The following is a 14,647-nucleotide window of genomic DNA, read 5'->3' on the forward strand; positions in this document are numbered from 1 at the left end:
CTAATTCACGAGATGATTTCGGTGTGCGTACACCGCCGCCTGCGTCCGGTCACTGACATCCAGCTTTGATAAAATATTCGTAATATGTGTTTTGACTGTTTTAATCGTAATAAACAGTTCCTCGCCTATTTCTTTGTTTGTCTTTCCTTCTGCGATCAGGCAGAGTATTTCGAGCTCCCGTTTTGTAAGCGATTCATGCGGGAGCGCGTTTTCACCTGAGTGGCGCAGCCTGGATAATACTTTTCCCGCCACTTTTGACTCCAGCTTCGGCTCTCCCTTGCTTGCGGCGCGGATGGCATCGGCGATTTCTGCCGCTTTTGAGGTTTTCAACAGATAGCTGAGCGCGCCAGCTTCAATAACCGGGTACACTTTGTCATCATCAATGAAGCTAGTGAGCACAATAATTTTCGGGTCGGAAAGCTCCCGGCAAATTTGCTTTGTAGCTTCAATGCCATCCATGCCCTCCATGACAAGGTCCATTAAAATGACATCAGGCGACAGTTCCACAGCAAGCCGAACACCTTCGCTGCCGTCCGATGCTTCGCCGATGACTTCAATATCGGGCTGCGCCTCCAAAAAAGCCGCGAGCCCCATTCTGACCATTTCATGATCATCAATCAATAATACTCGAATCACGTTCGTTCTCTCCTTTTTCTTCCGGAAAAATCGGGACCTTCACTTCGATTTGAGTGCCTTTTCCTTCTACTGAAATCACTTCGGCGACACCGCCGATTTCACTTGCACGTTCTTTCATAGAATTCAAGCCGTATGAGGAGGCTTTCACCTGGTCCATTTTAAAGCCTTTTCCATTATCAATCACCTTCAGACGGAGCTGGCTGTTCTTTATGCCCAGAATCACGGTTACTTTTGACGCTTTTGAATGTCTAAATACGTTTGAAAGGGCCTCCTGCACGATTCTGAACAAGTGGTCTTCAACACCCTTGGATATCGCTGTGTCCTGTATATCCCACTCAATATCAATCGGCTGCTTTTTTCGGAACTCGTCCAAAAGCTCCGTAAGGCCCTCCTTCAGCCCTTTTCCTTCAAGGGTAACAGGCCGTAAATGGAGCAGCAGCGCCCTCATCTCATTTTGGGCTTCGCCTGCCATATGCTCTACCATCCTGATCCGCTTGACTGTTTTGTCATCAGCATCCTTGACATGTTCCAGCACGGCTGATGTCATCATCGATATGGCAAAGAGCTGCTGGCTGACCGCATCATGAAGATCTCTAGCCAATCGCTGGCGTTCTTCTGAGATAACCGACTTCTTCATTTGAGCCTGCCATTCCGCACGTTCATTGGAAAGTTTCTGGAGGGATGCGACTTGAAGCTCCACGCGCTTCGCCATTTCGTTCAGCTGATCAGCGGCCAGGCCGATTTCATCATCACCGAGCGGCGGTATCCGATAAGCGAAATTGCCGTTTTCAAAGGTTAAAATGGATTCAATTAATGTATCAATCCTTGTCTTCAACCGGTTGCCGTACATATACCCTGAGGCGAAACCGACGGTCACGCTGATCAGAAGCAAAATCAGGATAAACGGAATTCCGAACCAGCTAGATGACAGCAAAACAAGCGGATCGAGCCGATAGTAAAACATCATAAAGGAAATCAGGCAAACAAAAAGGAGCAGGCTGATTCCCGTTGTCATGCGGATGGCGCGCCATTGGAGGCTGGCAAGCATTTTTTTTCTCATACGTACTTCACATCCACATCACCGATAAATAAGGAAACGGACACTTTGACACGGCGCTTTGACTCGCTGAAATCGGTTGACGCGGCATATACCTTCGTGCTTAATCCGCTTTTCTTCGAGCCGATCAGATTGATGTCACCTATAAAAACAGCTGAGCTGACAGCCACTTCAAGGTCCGATGGTACATAAATATCAACGTTTCCAATGACTCCGCTAATGACGATTGTACTTTCTCCCTCAGGAATCATCGCTTTAGATAAATCGATTTTGATATCACCGATAAAACCAGAGACATTTAAATCATTCAGGTCAAACGGCTGCTTCATCATTTGCAGCTCACCGATAAAAAAGCTGCGCATGTCGGGATGTTTTACATCTTTTGGCGGATCATGATGTTCTTTTTTATTGAGGTTGACCTGTTTCTCATTCGGTTCGAATATCGGCTTCCCTTTGACAAGCCTGTAGCCGGCGTAAATCAGAAATGCGGCAAACGCATAGCCGAATAAATTAAAGGTGATGCTGAAGAGGTTTTTCAAAAATAGAAACGCGGCAAAGATATACATGACGGAGCCAAGCCAATCACGGGAATATTTTTTAAGGAAATAGCCGGCAATCAGAAAAAAGAGCGGCCAAAACAGCAGATCGCCTATTCCGATAATTTGCAAAAACATACTGATGCCGAATAAAGCAATGATCAATCCGAGAAGCTGTTTTTTTGTCATTCCTGGTGTCCGCCTCCTTTCTTCTGCCTAGTGCTACCGTATCGCTAGATCCCCGCTGTCCGTTTTGATGTCGATTGGATGCTGGCCGCTTCCTTGCGTGCCTGTGATGTGATGCTGTTCTTTATGTGCTTTATCAGCAAATGAATACGGCGAACTGACGTCACCGCTTGCTGATAAAGCATTGACTGCAAAGCTGCCGTTTTGGGGAAGGCTTACATTAGCATCACCGCTTGTCAGCGTGACAGATACGGGACCGGTTACCTTTTTCAATACAGCATTAAAATCTCCTGAAGTCATTTTCACATCAAGAGAGCCTGATACATGAACCAGATTTGCGTCCCCTGAAGCTAAATCAATGCCGGCTGTTTTGGAGACGGTATTTGAAATGGAAACATCCCCCGATGATGCCTTCACTTTCAGATCTTGAATGCGGACGTCCGTCACGCTCGTATTTCCGCTCGCAGATACTGCGTTCAGCCCGGAAAGCGCAAGATGGTCATTCCCGGCCACAGACACGTCACCGCTTGAGGTTCGTACTGCCAGATCACCTTTATAATCATACGGAAGCCTGACGATAAGAGTTGAACGGTTAAATCCATTCAAAAATTGAAATTCTTTTTCCTTTACGGTCAGCTCCAGTTTTCTTCTGTTTTCAGTAACAAATAACTTTCCTGAGTCTCCTGAAATGCCTGCCGATATGTCACTTCGTTCTTCCGCTATAATCCGGACATCCTTGCTATCCGACTCAATGACCATGCTGTCAATGTCCCGCGGCGATGCGCTGGCTGAATCAGCTTCTGTGCCATTTATGAAACCTAGGCCTGCAGCAAACACATCTTTTACGACAACAGCGAAAAAAACCAGAATACCGGCAGTGATCAACAGTTTGCCAAGCATTTTTTTCATTCGGTTTCATCCTTCTCATTCATTCTATTATAAAGGAAAAGCTTGCGAATTGATACGTGCGGAAGGGGAAGGACTTGACCGCAAATCCTTCCCCGTTCCGCTTATTCATTTGCCGCTTGTGTCTGGTCTGATTTTTGCAGTGAAAGTGTCCGCATTTTTTCAATCTCCGCTTCTACATCGTCTGCGAATTCTTTACGTGTAAGTTCTGTGCCGGCTTCCGCTGACTTTGAATAATTCGCGCGGATTTCCATTTCTTCAATACGATTTTCAATACGCAAAAATTCACGATACGCGCTTTCACTGTCAATTTTGTCAAATGTGGTATTCATATGCTCTTTAGCTTTCGCCGCATTTGCCCGCGCAATCAGCGCCTGTTTTTTATCCTTTACGTCCTGAAGCTTTGTTTCAAGTGCAGCCAGTTGCTCTTTCAGATCGGCCAGCTGACTGTTTGCCTGTTCATAGGAAGCTTTATGCTCAGCCGCCTTTCCTTCTAAATACTTCATTTCAGTCAGCGCCTTTTTCGCCAGTTCTTCTTCACCTGCGTCAAATGCGAGCTGTGCCTGATTTTTCCGTTTTCCAGCCACTTCAGCGGCTTCTTCATATTTTTTCTTAAATTGATAGGCAATCGTGTGCTGTTTCACAATTGTTTGCTTTGCTTTTGCGATGTCGCTTTCCATATCGCGTACATATTGATTCAGCATCACCTTTGGATTCTCCATTTTATCAAGTCCTTCATGAACTGACGCAACAAACATATCTCTGATTCTTTTTAATACCATACCTAATTCCTCCTAATATATTGATATTATTTTTTCTTCAAAAATTCTTCCCATTCATCATCAAAGTGAGATTGGTAGGCAGCAGAAGCCGGTTCAGGATCAAAAGATGATACACCGTTATCAGCTGATCCGTTTTTCATCAGCTTCCAGCCGTAATACACCATAGCGGCCGCCAATGCGATTCCGACGACAAACGGAAGTGAGCAGATGAGCATAATGGCTCCGATACCGCCCACGATGATTCCCGTGATGGTTTTTCCCGCGGCAAACCTTTTGATTCCTGCGTATGTCATCAAGCTCCCGATGGCGAGCGGGATGATAAAGCCGAAGCTTCCTCCTCCAAAAAAGACAGAGATCCCAAATACAATTAATAAGAATCCGCCTATTGTTTTCTTGTTTATCTTCATGCAGATCCTCCTTTCGTTTTCCTTGTCTTCATCTTATACAAGTTGGAAGATATGCAAAACGAATCAGAGATTGATTTTTATATAAGACCGGAGTCGTATCTCGCACCGGACCCATTGGCACAAAAAAACGCCATGCACGAGGCATGGCGTTTTAAAACCCTTTACAGATGAACACTTGCTTCCCTTTCTTTAATCAGGTCGGACCTTTCTGCTTTGGCCAGTTTTGTAAACAGCAAAATTCCGATACCCGCAATAATTTCGACAATCCCGCCGGCAGCGATCACTTTACCTGAGCCGAAAGCATTAGCGGCATACCCGCAAATGACAGCTCCGGCTGGGATCGAAATATTGGAGATCATATGTATAACGGCGTAAACCTGCGGCTGATCCTCACTATCCACAGACGTCTGGATAATCGTGTACTCAGGAACATTAACAGCACTGACTGCGGCGCCAAAGGTAAAAGCAGCGAAAAAGACGAGCGGCAAAAAGGTATTCATCCCGGTAATAAAGAAAGCAAATCCTTCAATAATACCGGCAGTGACGAATAACAAGCCGTACCTGTTTACCTTGACTTTCGCCAGCACAAACCCTAATAAAAACGCGCCCGCGGCGGTGGTGGCCTTTAAAAGCGAGTATACGATCGGCTGGCCGTTTAAATCTTCCGCAACGTATACGGCAGAGAGCGCTTCCCATGGGGCAGCCGCGAAATTCATAAAGATACAGTAAATGGCGAGCGGATATAAAATCTGGTGTTTTCTGACGAGCCTAAAGCCGCGTTTCAGTCTTCCGATATATGTGCCTCTCTGTGTAACAACCGCAGACTCTGATTGAGATTCAACCGCAGTGTACTTAATAAAAAGAACGAGAAAACCTGACACCAAATAGAGCACAAGTGCGATAAGCATGGTATAAGAAGGACTGATAAATGTAAGAAAAGCGCCGCATAATGTGACAGCCCCAAGCCGGACAATTTGAGCGGAGGATTGCAGCACAGCGTTTGCTTTTTGAATGCCCTGTTCATTGACGATTTGAGGAATCAAAGCGATAGAGGCGGGATTGTAGGCAGCTCCAGTAGCTGAATGCACAATCATAAGCGTCATGACAAACCACAGCGGAGAGAAGCCCGCAAAATGACATAGAGGGATAATCAAAACAATCGCAGCCCTTGTCAGATCTGAAAAGTACATCCAAAATTTCAGCGTGGTCTGTTTCATAAAAGGCCCCGTCACAGGCGCCAGAACGGCTTCCGGCAAAAACGTGACAGCAATCAATAAAGCAGTGCCGATCGCACCTTTGCCGTCATAAATTAAAAACCATAATATTGAATTAAATGCGAACATATCGCCGGATATCTTGACTATTCTTGAGAAAAACAGATAATTGAAATTTCTCTTCCAGATGCTATCACTTTCAATCAATTTCACCATCCATCAGAGCCCCCCGTTGCCTATTTTTTACATCTATTTATTACAATATCTCATTTTTCCATTTTTCAGTCAATAATTCATAAGGTTCATTTTTTGTCGTAAAATGGGAAATTGACAGAGTGAAAAACAAAAAAAGCCGGCATATATTTGAACACGCCGGCTTTCCTTTTCACTTTTTATGATTCGCTGCTGTTTCGGTCCCGAAACACAATGGCACTTCTTTCATATTCTACATCGCTAATACCGCTTCTTGCATTCACAACCCGGGCGGCGGCAAAGAAATAATCGGACAGACGATTGAGATAACGCAGCACTGTTTCATGAATCTCCTCCGATTTCATCAGCGCCACCACTCTTCGTTCTGCCCGCCTTGTAATGGTGCGTGCGATATGGAGAAGCGAAGCACCCTTTGATCCGCCTGGAAGAATAAATTTCTTCAGTTCCGGCGCTTCTGCTGTATAGGCATCAATGCGCGTTTCTAAAAAGGAAACAGATTCTTCCGTTAGTTTATAGTCTTTTCTTTCTGTGACGATTGCCAGATCGCCTCCGCAGTCAAACAGCTCATGCTGGATGGTCAGCAGCTCGGCTGTCAGATCTTCAAAGCCGGGCTGCCCGGAAAGCTCTGCCAAAGCAAGCCCGATAAAGCTGTTAAGCTCGTCAATCGTGCCGTAGCTTTCGACGCGTAGGCTGTCCTTGTCCGTTCTGCCCCCGACTAAGCCCGTTTGTCCCTTATCGCCTGTTTTTGTATATAGTTTCATACCCTGAATCTCCTTTACAGACTTATTCAAACAACTCAGCAGCCTCTTTTACACATTCAGCTGTCCCTTTCTTTATCAATTGGTTCAGCCGCTGTTCTATGTTTTCGGATTGCTGAGTTTGAGTCGCGGCGATGAGAATATCACCTGTGCCTCCTCCGTCTCCCAGCACTTTCGTCCGTTCTGCTTCGGCAGCCATAAGAGCTTTGATGAAGAATTGATCTGCCGCATAGCCGTTAATCAAAATCCAAATCGAAAAGCCGGTCTGAACGCATATGAAAACGGATAACTCTCCGTCTTCATAAGTTCGATATACGAAACGGTCAAGTCTTTCTGAAGAAGCCATCGCACACGTCTCCTGCAGTTGAAAACCGCTTTCTGAAAGACAGGCCGTAAGTCCTTCTATCGGATCTGGCTGATCTGGCAGCCGTTTATGGATCAGCGTCCTGCTCCACGAAAACCCTGCACCGATAGGCGTCGAGGACAATGTTCGAAGCGGGATTTCCGTTTGCAGAAGAATGTCATCACGCCCCGCTTGGAGCAATGCTTCAAATGGGATAGACTGCCGCTTCACGCTATCTTTTTCAGGCTGAATCACAATCATCGGTTTAGGTGAGCTTTGATGAACCAAGGCGGTGACATCTGTATCGTACACCGCCTTTATGCTTTGTTCTGTAACAGCATATTCCGGTTTTTGCTTAGGCCCGGCGGTACCGTTTTTCATAAACATGAGCTCATCACAGTACAGGCTTGCGGTGTTCAGATCATGAAAAACGCTGACAGCTGCCAATCCGCTTTCTCTCGTCAGGCGTTTGATCAGATCAAGCAGGTCTTTTTGATAAGCCAGATCGAGAAAATTAGTCGGCTCGTCCAAAAATAAAATACGCGGCTGCTGCGCCAAAGCTTGTGCCAAATACACCCGCTGCTGTTCCCCTCCGCTTAGTTCGCGAATCGGCTTTTGCGCAAAATCGGCCACTCCTGTTTGCTCCATTGCTTCCTGTACAATGGCTTCATCCTTTTCAGTCTGCTGTCTGAACAGCCCCGTTTGGAATGGATATCTGCCAAAGGCTACAGTTTCTTCGACGGTAAAGGTGAAGGCTTGATCCATTTTTTGCGGCAGGACAGCCATGATTTGCGCCAGTTCCTTCGGTTTATAGTCCGCCAGCAGTTTTCCGGCCAGATAAACCCTGCCTTCCTTGGCCGGCAGCGTACCTGTCAGCAAGTGCAAAAGCGTGGTTTTTCCGCTTCCATTAGGGCCAAGAATTCCGAGAAATTCTCCCTTCTCCACTGTTAAGCTGACATTGTTGATTAGGCGGCTGTCACCGTATCCTCCCGACAGCCCTTCTGCCTTCATCATAAGCTTCTCCTCCCGCGGTGCTGCCGAATTAAAATAAGAGCGAACACAGGCGCTCCCGCCAAGGACGTAATGATCCCGATCGGCAGTTCAATCGGCTCAATGATGGTTCTGGAAAGCAGATCGGCTAAAACGAGAAATCCTGCCCCGAGCAAGGCGGACAGCGGCAGTAAATGCCGATGGTCCGTTCCCCACAAAAACCTTGTGATATGCGGAATCACAAGGCCGACAAAGCCAATCGTACCCGATACTGCCACAGCGCTTCCCGTCAAAAGAGATCCGGCTATTAGAATCATCATCTTCCTCTGCTGAACGCTGACTCCAAGAAGCTTTGCTTTATCTTCTCCATATGTCATCACGTTTAGTTCCCTTCCGTTTATAATCAATAAAATGGTTCCCAAAAGAAAAAACGGGAGAAACAAAATAACATAGCTCCAGCCCCTCATTGAGACGCTGCCAAGCAGCCAATGCACAATCGGAAGCAGGTTGTCTCCTGTCAAGGCGATGATAAGAGAAATAAATGCGCCCAAAAAAGAGTTAGTGATGACACCGGTCAAAATGAGGGTGGAAACAGACATCGAAGCATGAACGAGGCGGCTGAAGAAAAGGACCGCCGCCATCGTGGCAAGTGCCGCGGCTACACTCACAACCGGGAGTGTAAACTCTCCGATGACAGGAAGGTGCAGACCTAAGAACAGAGTCACAACAGCTCCAACTGAAGCACCGGATGACACACCTAGCGTATAGGGATCAGCAAGCGGATTTTTCAACAATCCTTGAAAAGCGGCCCCTGCAATAGAAAGAGCCGCCCCCACAAGGGCGGCCAGCACAACTCTCGGCAGTCTGATATTCATCATAATATTAGTGTACATCGGATCATCAGAACCGATAGAGCCGCCGAAACCTTGATGCCAAAAGACACGAAAAACAGCGGGAATAGGAATATGCAGGCTGCCGCAAGAAATTCCTAAGATGATGCTCACGGCTAAAAATGAGAAACCAATGATATATGCGGCATAACGATTATTCCTTAAACGTATCCGGGTAAATGCTTTCCGCAAGTTCTTCGACCCCTTCGATCAGACGGGGACCGGAACGTGTCACAAGATCAGGGTCCACATCATATACACGATGATGTTTCACAGCATTGATTTCGCTCCAGCCATCGCGTTTTTCCACAGCTTTCGCTTTCACACCGTCCGTTGTAACAATTGCATCAGGATTGAGTTTTACGATCGCCTCGTCTGTCATTTGCACCCATCCTGTCTGATCCGCAGCTGCGTTTTTAGCATGGATGACATTCAGCATTTCATTCATAAACGTATCTTTTCCGGTTGTATAAATGTCAGGATCAGGAGAAACCTCGATAAATACGCTTTTCTCCTCGTCTTTTGAAATGGTTTTCGCTTTTTCTTGAATATCCTTTAGATCTGATTTCATGCGTTTCACGAGCTGATCAGCTTTTTTCTCCGCCCCGCCAGCTTCTCCGATCATTTCGATTGATTTGTACACCTCGGAGAATGATTGTGCATTATTGACAGTCAGCACTGTAATGCCCGCGTCCTTCAGCTGTTTGATGGCATCCGCTGATGCTGACATGGAAGACTCATGGGCCAGAACGAGATCTGGTTTTAGAGAAATGACTTTTTCAACGTTTACATTCATATCTCCGACTTTCTCAACCTTTTTGACTTCCTTTGGATAGGTATCGTTTGTGGTGACACCGACCACTTTGTCACCAAGGCCGAGTGCGTATGTAATTTCTGTGTTGCTCGGCATTAATGAAACAATCTTTTTTGGCTCTTTTTTGATGGTTACATCTTGGTTCGACGCATCATCAATGGTGACAGGGAACGCTTCTGCTTTTTGTTTTGCCTTTGAATCCTTCTGATCCGCAGGATTGCCGCAGCCTGCCAGCATAACAGCAGCCAGCAGGAGCGCAGTCCATATCCCGGCTCGTTTTTTCATAATCTTTTCCTCCTAAACGAACTAAAAAAAGCATCTCTACGACGGTAAAGATGCTGTAAACAACACAAAAAAGCCTATTGTTTACACATCATCTGTCCTCGCAGAATTCGTGCTGATCAAACAGGCAGGTATCCTGGCTCTTGGCGCTTTGCCAATTACAGTGGCGGGACCGCACCGGCTTTTACCGGTTTCCCTTTTAAGCCGGCTGTTGTTCACGGACCGGCACCTATTTGACATTCGTATCCTTTTTTCGGAGTAATTATACTATATGACTGACAGGCTTGTATATGCGTCCTGAATGACTTTTCCCCGTATTGTGTATGGGAGCAAAATCCTCGTAAACACTAAATTTGATCTTGTATACTTAATACCATCATCAATCAAAAGGAATGATTCTTATGGATTTACAGCTAAAAGACAAACTCGTCTTAATCACCGGCTCGACGTCCGGCATCGGGAAAGCCGCCGCAAAAAGCTTTCTGCAAGAGGGTGCGGCAGTCATTGTCAACGGACGCAAACAGGAGACTGTCGATCGCACGATTGAAGAGCTTTCTGGCTATGGAACAGTGCACGGTGCTGCTGCCGATTTGTCAAAAACAGATGAAGCAGCGGCTTTTATCGAAAAAGTAAATGAAATCGGTGATATCGATATCCTTGTCAACAACCTTGGTTTCTTCGAGGTAAAAGACTTTGCCGATGTGACAGATGAAGAGTGGAATCAATATTTCGAAGTGAACGTGATGAGCGCCGTTCGGACAAGCCGTCACTTCCTTCCAAAAATGCTTGCCAAAAACAGCGGCCGCATTTTAAATATTGCAAGTGAAGCAGGCGTCAAACCGCTGCCAACGATGATTCCATACTCAATGACAAAAACGGCGCTGATCAGCCTTTCAAGAGGAATGGCTGAAATGACAAAAGGCACAAATGTGACGGTCAACTCAGTGCTCCCGGGACCTACTTGGACAGAGGGTGTGGCATCCTATATGGAAGGCGCCGCACAAGCAGCCGGCCAGGATACAGATACATTTATCAAAGACTATTTCAAGGTCAATGAGCCAACCTCACTTATTCAGCGTTACGCGACAGCAGAAGAAGTCGCTAACACAATCGTATTCCTCGCGTCTGACGCCGCATCCGCCATTAACGGCACGGCACAGCGTGTGGAAGGCGGCATTATCCGTTCTCTGTAGTATAAAAAAACGCATCCGTATTTCGGATGCGTTTTTTTATACGTCTCCAGCAAATGGTACCGGCTGATATCCGCCTGTTTCCAGTTGTGCTGAAAACAACCCTCCAGCGTGAGGCTGCTCGTATCTCTCTTTTTCTGTCATTTGTTCTGTTGCCGTTGTAATGTAAAGGGTTTTTAAGTCTCTGCCGCCGAACGCGCAGCACGTGACATATTTAGCCGGCACGCTGATTGAATTGATTTCTTTTTTCTGAAACGGGTCAATGTGAACAACGCGGCTGCCGCCAAACAGCGCCACCCACAGCATGCCATTTTGGTCAATTGTCATGCCGTCCGGCAATCCGTCTGACTGATCAAAACGATAGACAGGTTCTGGATTCGAAACATCTCCGCTTTGAGGATCATAGCTGTAACGCACAATCTCCTGCGTCGGCGTGTCGATGTAATACATCAAATTCCGCTCGCGGTCCCAATCCAAACCGTTTGAGGTGGAGACTTGATCCTTGATTTTGACAAGACTGCCGTCTAGATTCAAACGGTACAGCGACGCCTGTTTTTGCTCGCCTTCCATGCTCGTCGTCCCCGCCCAAAGCCTTCCGTAAGGGTCACATTTAGCATCATTAAATCTCAGGCTCTCATGCATGTCCTTCGGCTGTTTAATTTTTTCCAAGCTGTCATCCCGAAGATGATACAGGTAAAACCCGTCCTTCATCGTCATAATCAGTTCATCCTTTGAATATTTCGCAAGCGCCGTCACAAAGGATTTGAATTTGATTGATCGGTTGATTTTTTCTTCAGGGTCAAAGATGTGGAGCTCGCTCCCCAGGATATCAACCCAATATAAGCGGCCGTTTTCTTCATCCCATAACGGGCCTTCTCCAATCACTGCCCGAGTGTCTGCTTCCAATACTGCATCCATGTGTTACACCTCTTTAGCTTCAGTCTATATATTGTTATTCCCGGCAAAGAGGTGTCCAAACCACATGATGTTTATTGTTTTTTAAAAAGGATGGTAATGACCGTTCCAATGTCCATTCTGCTGTTCACATGGATCGTTCCGTTATGCAGATGGACAAGCTCCTTGGCAATCGCGAGCCCGAGACCTGTTCCGGCAGTTGAATCTTTTGTGTTCGTCCCTCTGTAGTAACGGTTAAACAAATGGGTAATGGTTTCTTCATCCATTCCTTTCCCATTGTCCTTCACCTTTAAAGAAATATGATTTTTTGTTTGCTCCAGAATGACTTGAATCTCTGTTCCTTTGCCGTTGTGCTTCACGGCATTCCCAAGGAGGTTTTCTAATATGCGCCTGAACCACGCTTCATCAAGGGCAAATTCAATATGCTCTTCTTTGGATACAAACGAGATATCATGCCCTTCAGAAAACGGATTTTTCTTAAAATCCTCAATGACATTTTTAAAAAACGGGATAAGGCTAGTGAGCTTTCTCTCAATAGGAAGAGCATCATTTTTCAGCCGATACGTTAAATTTAAGTCTTCAATCAGCTTGGACATGTATTCAGATTTTTCTCTGACAACCTGCCCCATTTCTTTCACTTCTTCCGGCGACCAGTCATACTGCTTCGACTCGAGCATCATGCTGTAGCCGTAAATACTGCTGAGCGGTGTTTTTAAGTCATGTGACAAACCGGCAATCCATTCTTCCCTTGTCGCCTGGATTTTTTCTCTGTTTCTTTTATCCCTTCTCAGCGTTTCAGTCAGCTGATCCATTGATTCAAATATCTCACCGAAGAAACGGTACGGCTGTTTGATTTTTCCCTTTTTATTTTTGCTGACAGGACGGCCTTCCCGGTTTCTGGGCTCCTCAAGCTTCCCTTTTGACAGATTGACCAGCCATCTAATCGTGTGAAAAATCGGCAGCCCGAATCGGAACATATACCAAACGGTCATCCAAATGATATACATGAACAAAACGGCCATCACGAGAAACATCGCTTTTAATACAACCTTCAGGAATGATTTGTTAAACTCCTGATCGGTTACATAGACTGGGTTCGGCACCGTAGCGACCATCCATCTGTCTTTATTGAGGATCTTAACGGAAATTTCCCGCTTATAGTTCCAAGGCTTAGAGCTGTATTTAAGCAGCTCCAGCTGGTTCATCGTTTTTCTTTCGCTTTTTGTGCTGTTGATGCTGTCGAGAATCTTTCCATTGCTGTCTAACAGGTAAATGGCGCCTTTTTTCCGTTTAATATAGTCGATGGTACTAGACTTATAGTGCGCTAGTGAGTCTATCTTTTGTTCGCGCTTTTCAACCGACGTCAGGAGCTGTTCACTTTTTGATTTCCAGCCGGACAATAGAAGATACGACTTATCTTCAATATTGATGGCCCAATAATTCAGTTTATAGTTATGAAGCTTTTTGGTTTTATAAATAGACAAAAGCTCTTTCTTGGTATAGGTGCCAGGCACGTCTTTTGGCACGCCGTAGGAATAATCAGTGTTTCCTTCCGAATCAATGATTTGCATCCAGCCGTGCTGTTTATCAACAGATTTCTTCAGGAAATTATCCACTTCCCATGTCCCGTCTTCGTTTACATCGAGATATGCCTCAAGTGTGTCGGTCGTTGCCTTCGTCAGCCCTGAATTGGATTCCGCATCGCTAAAACGGGCGTCTAAATAGAAAAACGACGCAACAAGCATAACCGTAAGCAGCAGGATCACAATCAGCATCTGGCCGAAAAAGTGAAACAAAAACTTCCATCTTAACCTCATGACCGCTTGCCTTCAGGATTTGGGATAAAACGATAGCCGAGACCTCGAACGGTTACAATATACTCCGGATTGCTCGGATCGCGCTCAATCTTCTCCCTAAGCTTGCGAATATGAACCATGACGGTGTTGTTGTCACCGTAGGAAGGATAGCCCCATACTTTTTCATATATTTGATCTTTGGAAAGCACCACGTTAGGGTGTTCACAAAAATACTGCAAAAGCTGCAGAAGCTGGGCTGAACAGGCAACGGCTTCCCCGCCTACGATCAACTCGGCATTTTGCGGAGAAAAAGTAAAGTAATCATATGTGTAGGTTTGATTTGAACTCGTTTCTTTCGATTGATATGTACGCTTGAGATGCGCTCTGATCCGCGCCGCTAATTCCAGCGGATTAAATGGTTTTGTGATATAGTCATCAGCTCCAACCGCAAAGCCCGATAATTTGTCCGCGTCGGATGATCTTGCCGTCAGGAAAAAAATCGGAGCGTCTGAATACTCTCTGATCAATGTGCAGGCTTCAAAACCGGACATTCCGCCCATCATGACATCCAGCACAATCAAGTCAACCTTATTGGCCTTCACAACGGGAATCGCTTCTTCTGCGCTTGCCGCATCCAGTATATTTCGATAACCTTCTTTTTCGAGAACGCGTTTGATCATGTCCACAATCGCTTTCTCATCGTCTACGATTAAAATTGACGCATTTTCCACT

Annotated in this window: 15 protein-coding genes and 1 riboswitch; of the genes, 1 reads left to right on the forward strand and 14 read right to left on the reverse strand. The window is 45.9% G+C overall.

Annotated features, from left to right (window positions below):
* The 11 genes from liaR to NSQ12_RS17640 all read right to left on the reverse strand — a co-directional run bounded on the left by liaR (position 1) and on the right by NSQ12_RS17640 (position 10,017).
* Positions 1-636 (reverse strand): two-component system response regulator LiaR, encoded by a 636-nt coding sequence (gene liaR / locus NSQ12_RS17590; RefSeq protein WP_003243201.1) that lies wholly within the window; start codon positions 634-636, stop codon positions 1-3.
* Positions 614-1,696 (reverse strand): two-component system sensor histidine kinase LiaS, encoded by a 1,083-nt coding sequence (gene liaS, locus NSQ12_RS17595; protein ID WP_003244464.1) that lies wholly within the window; start codon positions 1,694-1,696, stop codon positions 614-616. Before liaS ends, liaR begins: the two co-directional genes overlap by 23 nt.
* Complete coding sequence (liaF, locus tag NSQ12_RS17600; RefSeq protein ID WP_003228510.1) at positions 1,693-2,418, reverse strand: LiaRS two-component regulatory system accessory protein LiaF; 726 nt, start codon at positions 2,416-2,418, stop codon at positions 1,693-1,695. Before liaF ends, liaS begins: the two co-directional genes overlap by 4 nt.
* A 33-nt stretch (positions 2,419-2,451) precedes the next feature.
* A complete protein-coding gene (locus tag NSQ12_RS17605; RefSeq protein ID WP_198878513.1) occupies positions 2,452-3,324 on the reverse strand; it encodes a DUF4097 domain-containing protein in 873 nt (290 codons plus the stop codon).
* A gap of 101 nt (positions 3,325-3,425) precedes the next feature.
* The gene (locus tag NSQ12_RS17610) at positions 3,426-4,103 is read right to left on the reverse strand and encodes a PspA/IM30 family protein (RefSeq protein ID WP_003228506.1); all 678 of its coding nucleotides are present in this window, start codon (positions 4,101-4,103) and stop codon (positions 3,426-3,428) included.
* Positions 4,104-4,129: 26 nt separating this feature from the next.
* Positions 4,130-4,510, reverse strand: coding sequence for a cell envelope stress-induced membrane anchor protein LiaI (liaI, locus tag NSQ12_RS17615; RefSeq protein WP_003243447.1), 381 nt, complete (start codon positions 4,508-4,510; stop codon positions 4,130-4,132).
* A gap of 161 nt (positions 4,511-4,671) precedes the next feature.
* Positions 4,672-5,940: an MFS transporter gene (locus tag NSQ12_RS17620; protein WP_029318421.1), complete on the reverse strand. Its 1,269-nt coding sequence runs from the start codon at positions 5,938-5,940 to the stop codon at positions 4,672-4,674.
* A 176-nt stretch (positions 5,941-6,116) separates the two neighbouring features.
* Positions 6,117-6,698 carry a cob(I)yrinic acid a,c-diamide adenosyltransferase gene (locus NSQ12_RS17625; protein WP_198878512.1) on the reverse strand — a complete coding sequence of 194 codons (582 nt, stop codon included), beginning with the start codon at positions 6,696-6,698 and terminating at the stop codon, positions 6,117-6,119.
* A 22-nt stretch (positions 6,699-6,720) separates the two neighbouring features.
* Positions 6,721-8,049, reverse strand: a complete 1,329-nt coding sequence (locus NSQ12_RS17630; RefSeq protein ID WP_204551516.1) for an ATP-binding cassette domain-containing protein — start codon at positions 8,047-8,049, stop codon at positions 6,721-6,723.
* Positions 8,049-9,110, reverse strand: a complete 1,062-nt coding sequence (locus NSQ12_RS17635; protein WP_042974729.1) for an iron ABC transporter permease — start codon at positions 9,108-9,110, stop codon at positions 8,049-8,051. Before NSQ12_RS17635 ends, NSQ12_RS17630 begins: the two co-directional genes overlap by 1 nt.
* Positions 9,073-10,017, reverse strand: a complete 945-nt coding sequence (locus NSQ12_RS17640; protein ID WP_103030990.1) for an ABC transporter substrate-binding protein — start codon at positions 10,015-10,017, stop codon at positions 9,073-9,075. Before NSQ12_RS17640 ends, NSQ12_RS17635 begins: the two co-directional genes overlap by 38 nt.
* A 105-nt stretch (positions 10,018-10,122) precedes the next feature.
* Positions 10,123-10,262, reverse strand: a riboswitch (cobalamin riboswitch).
* A 153-nt stretch (positions 10,263-10,415) separates the two neighbouring features.
* On the opposite strand from NSQ12_RS17640, the gene NSQ12_RS17645 reads away from it, so the two are divergent.
* Complete coding sequence (locus tag NSQ12_RS17645) at positions 10,416-11,207, forward strand: SDR family oxidoreductase (protein WP_015384617.1); 792 nt, start codon at positions 10,416-10,418, stop codon at positions 11,205-11,207.
* A gap of 36 nt (positions 11,208-11,243) precedes the next feature.
* Here the strand turns inward: NSQ12_RS17645 and NSQ12_RS17650 are convergent, their stop codons facing one another.
* From NSQ12_RS17650 to yvrH, 3 genes are all read right to left on the reverse strand, one after another.
* The gene (locus NSQ12_RS17650; RefSeq protein WP_003228493.1) at positions 11,244-12,122 is read right to left on the reverse strand and encodes an SMP-30/gluconolactonase/LRE family protein; all 879 of its coding nucleotides are present in this window, start codon (positions 12,120-12,122) and stop codon (positions 11,244-11,246) included.
* A 71-nt stretch (positions 12,123-12,193) separates the two neighbouring features.
* Positions 12,194-13,936 (reverse strand): HAMP domain-containing sensor histidine kinase, encoded by a 1,743-nt coding sequence (yvrG, locus tag NSQ12_RS17655; protein WP_204551372.1) that lies wholly within the window; start codon positions 13,934-13,936, stop codon positions 12,194-12,196.
* Positions 13,933-14,646, reverse strand: coding sequence for a two-component system response regulator YvrH (yvrH, locus tag NSQ12_RS17660; protein ID WP_003243545.1), 714 nt, complete (start codon positions 14,644-14,646; stop codon positions 13,933-13,935). Before yvrH ends, yvrG begins: the two co-directional genes overlap by 4 nt.
* Between the last annotated feature and the right edge of the window lies 1 nt (position 14,647).

This window comes from Bacillus sp. PS95 (genome assembly GCF_037963565.1).
GTDB classification, from domain to species: Bacteria; Bacillota; Bacilli; order Bacillales; family Bacillaceae; genus Bacillus; species Bacillus subtilis.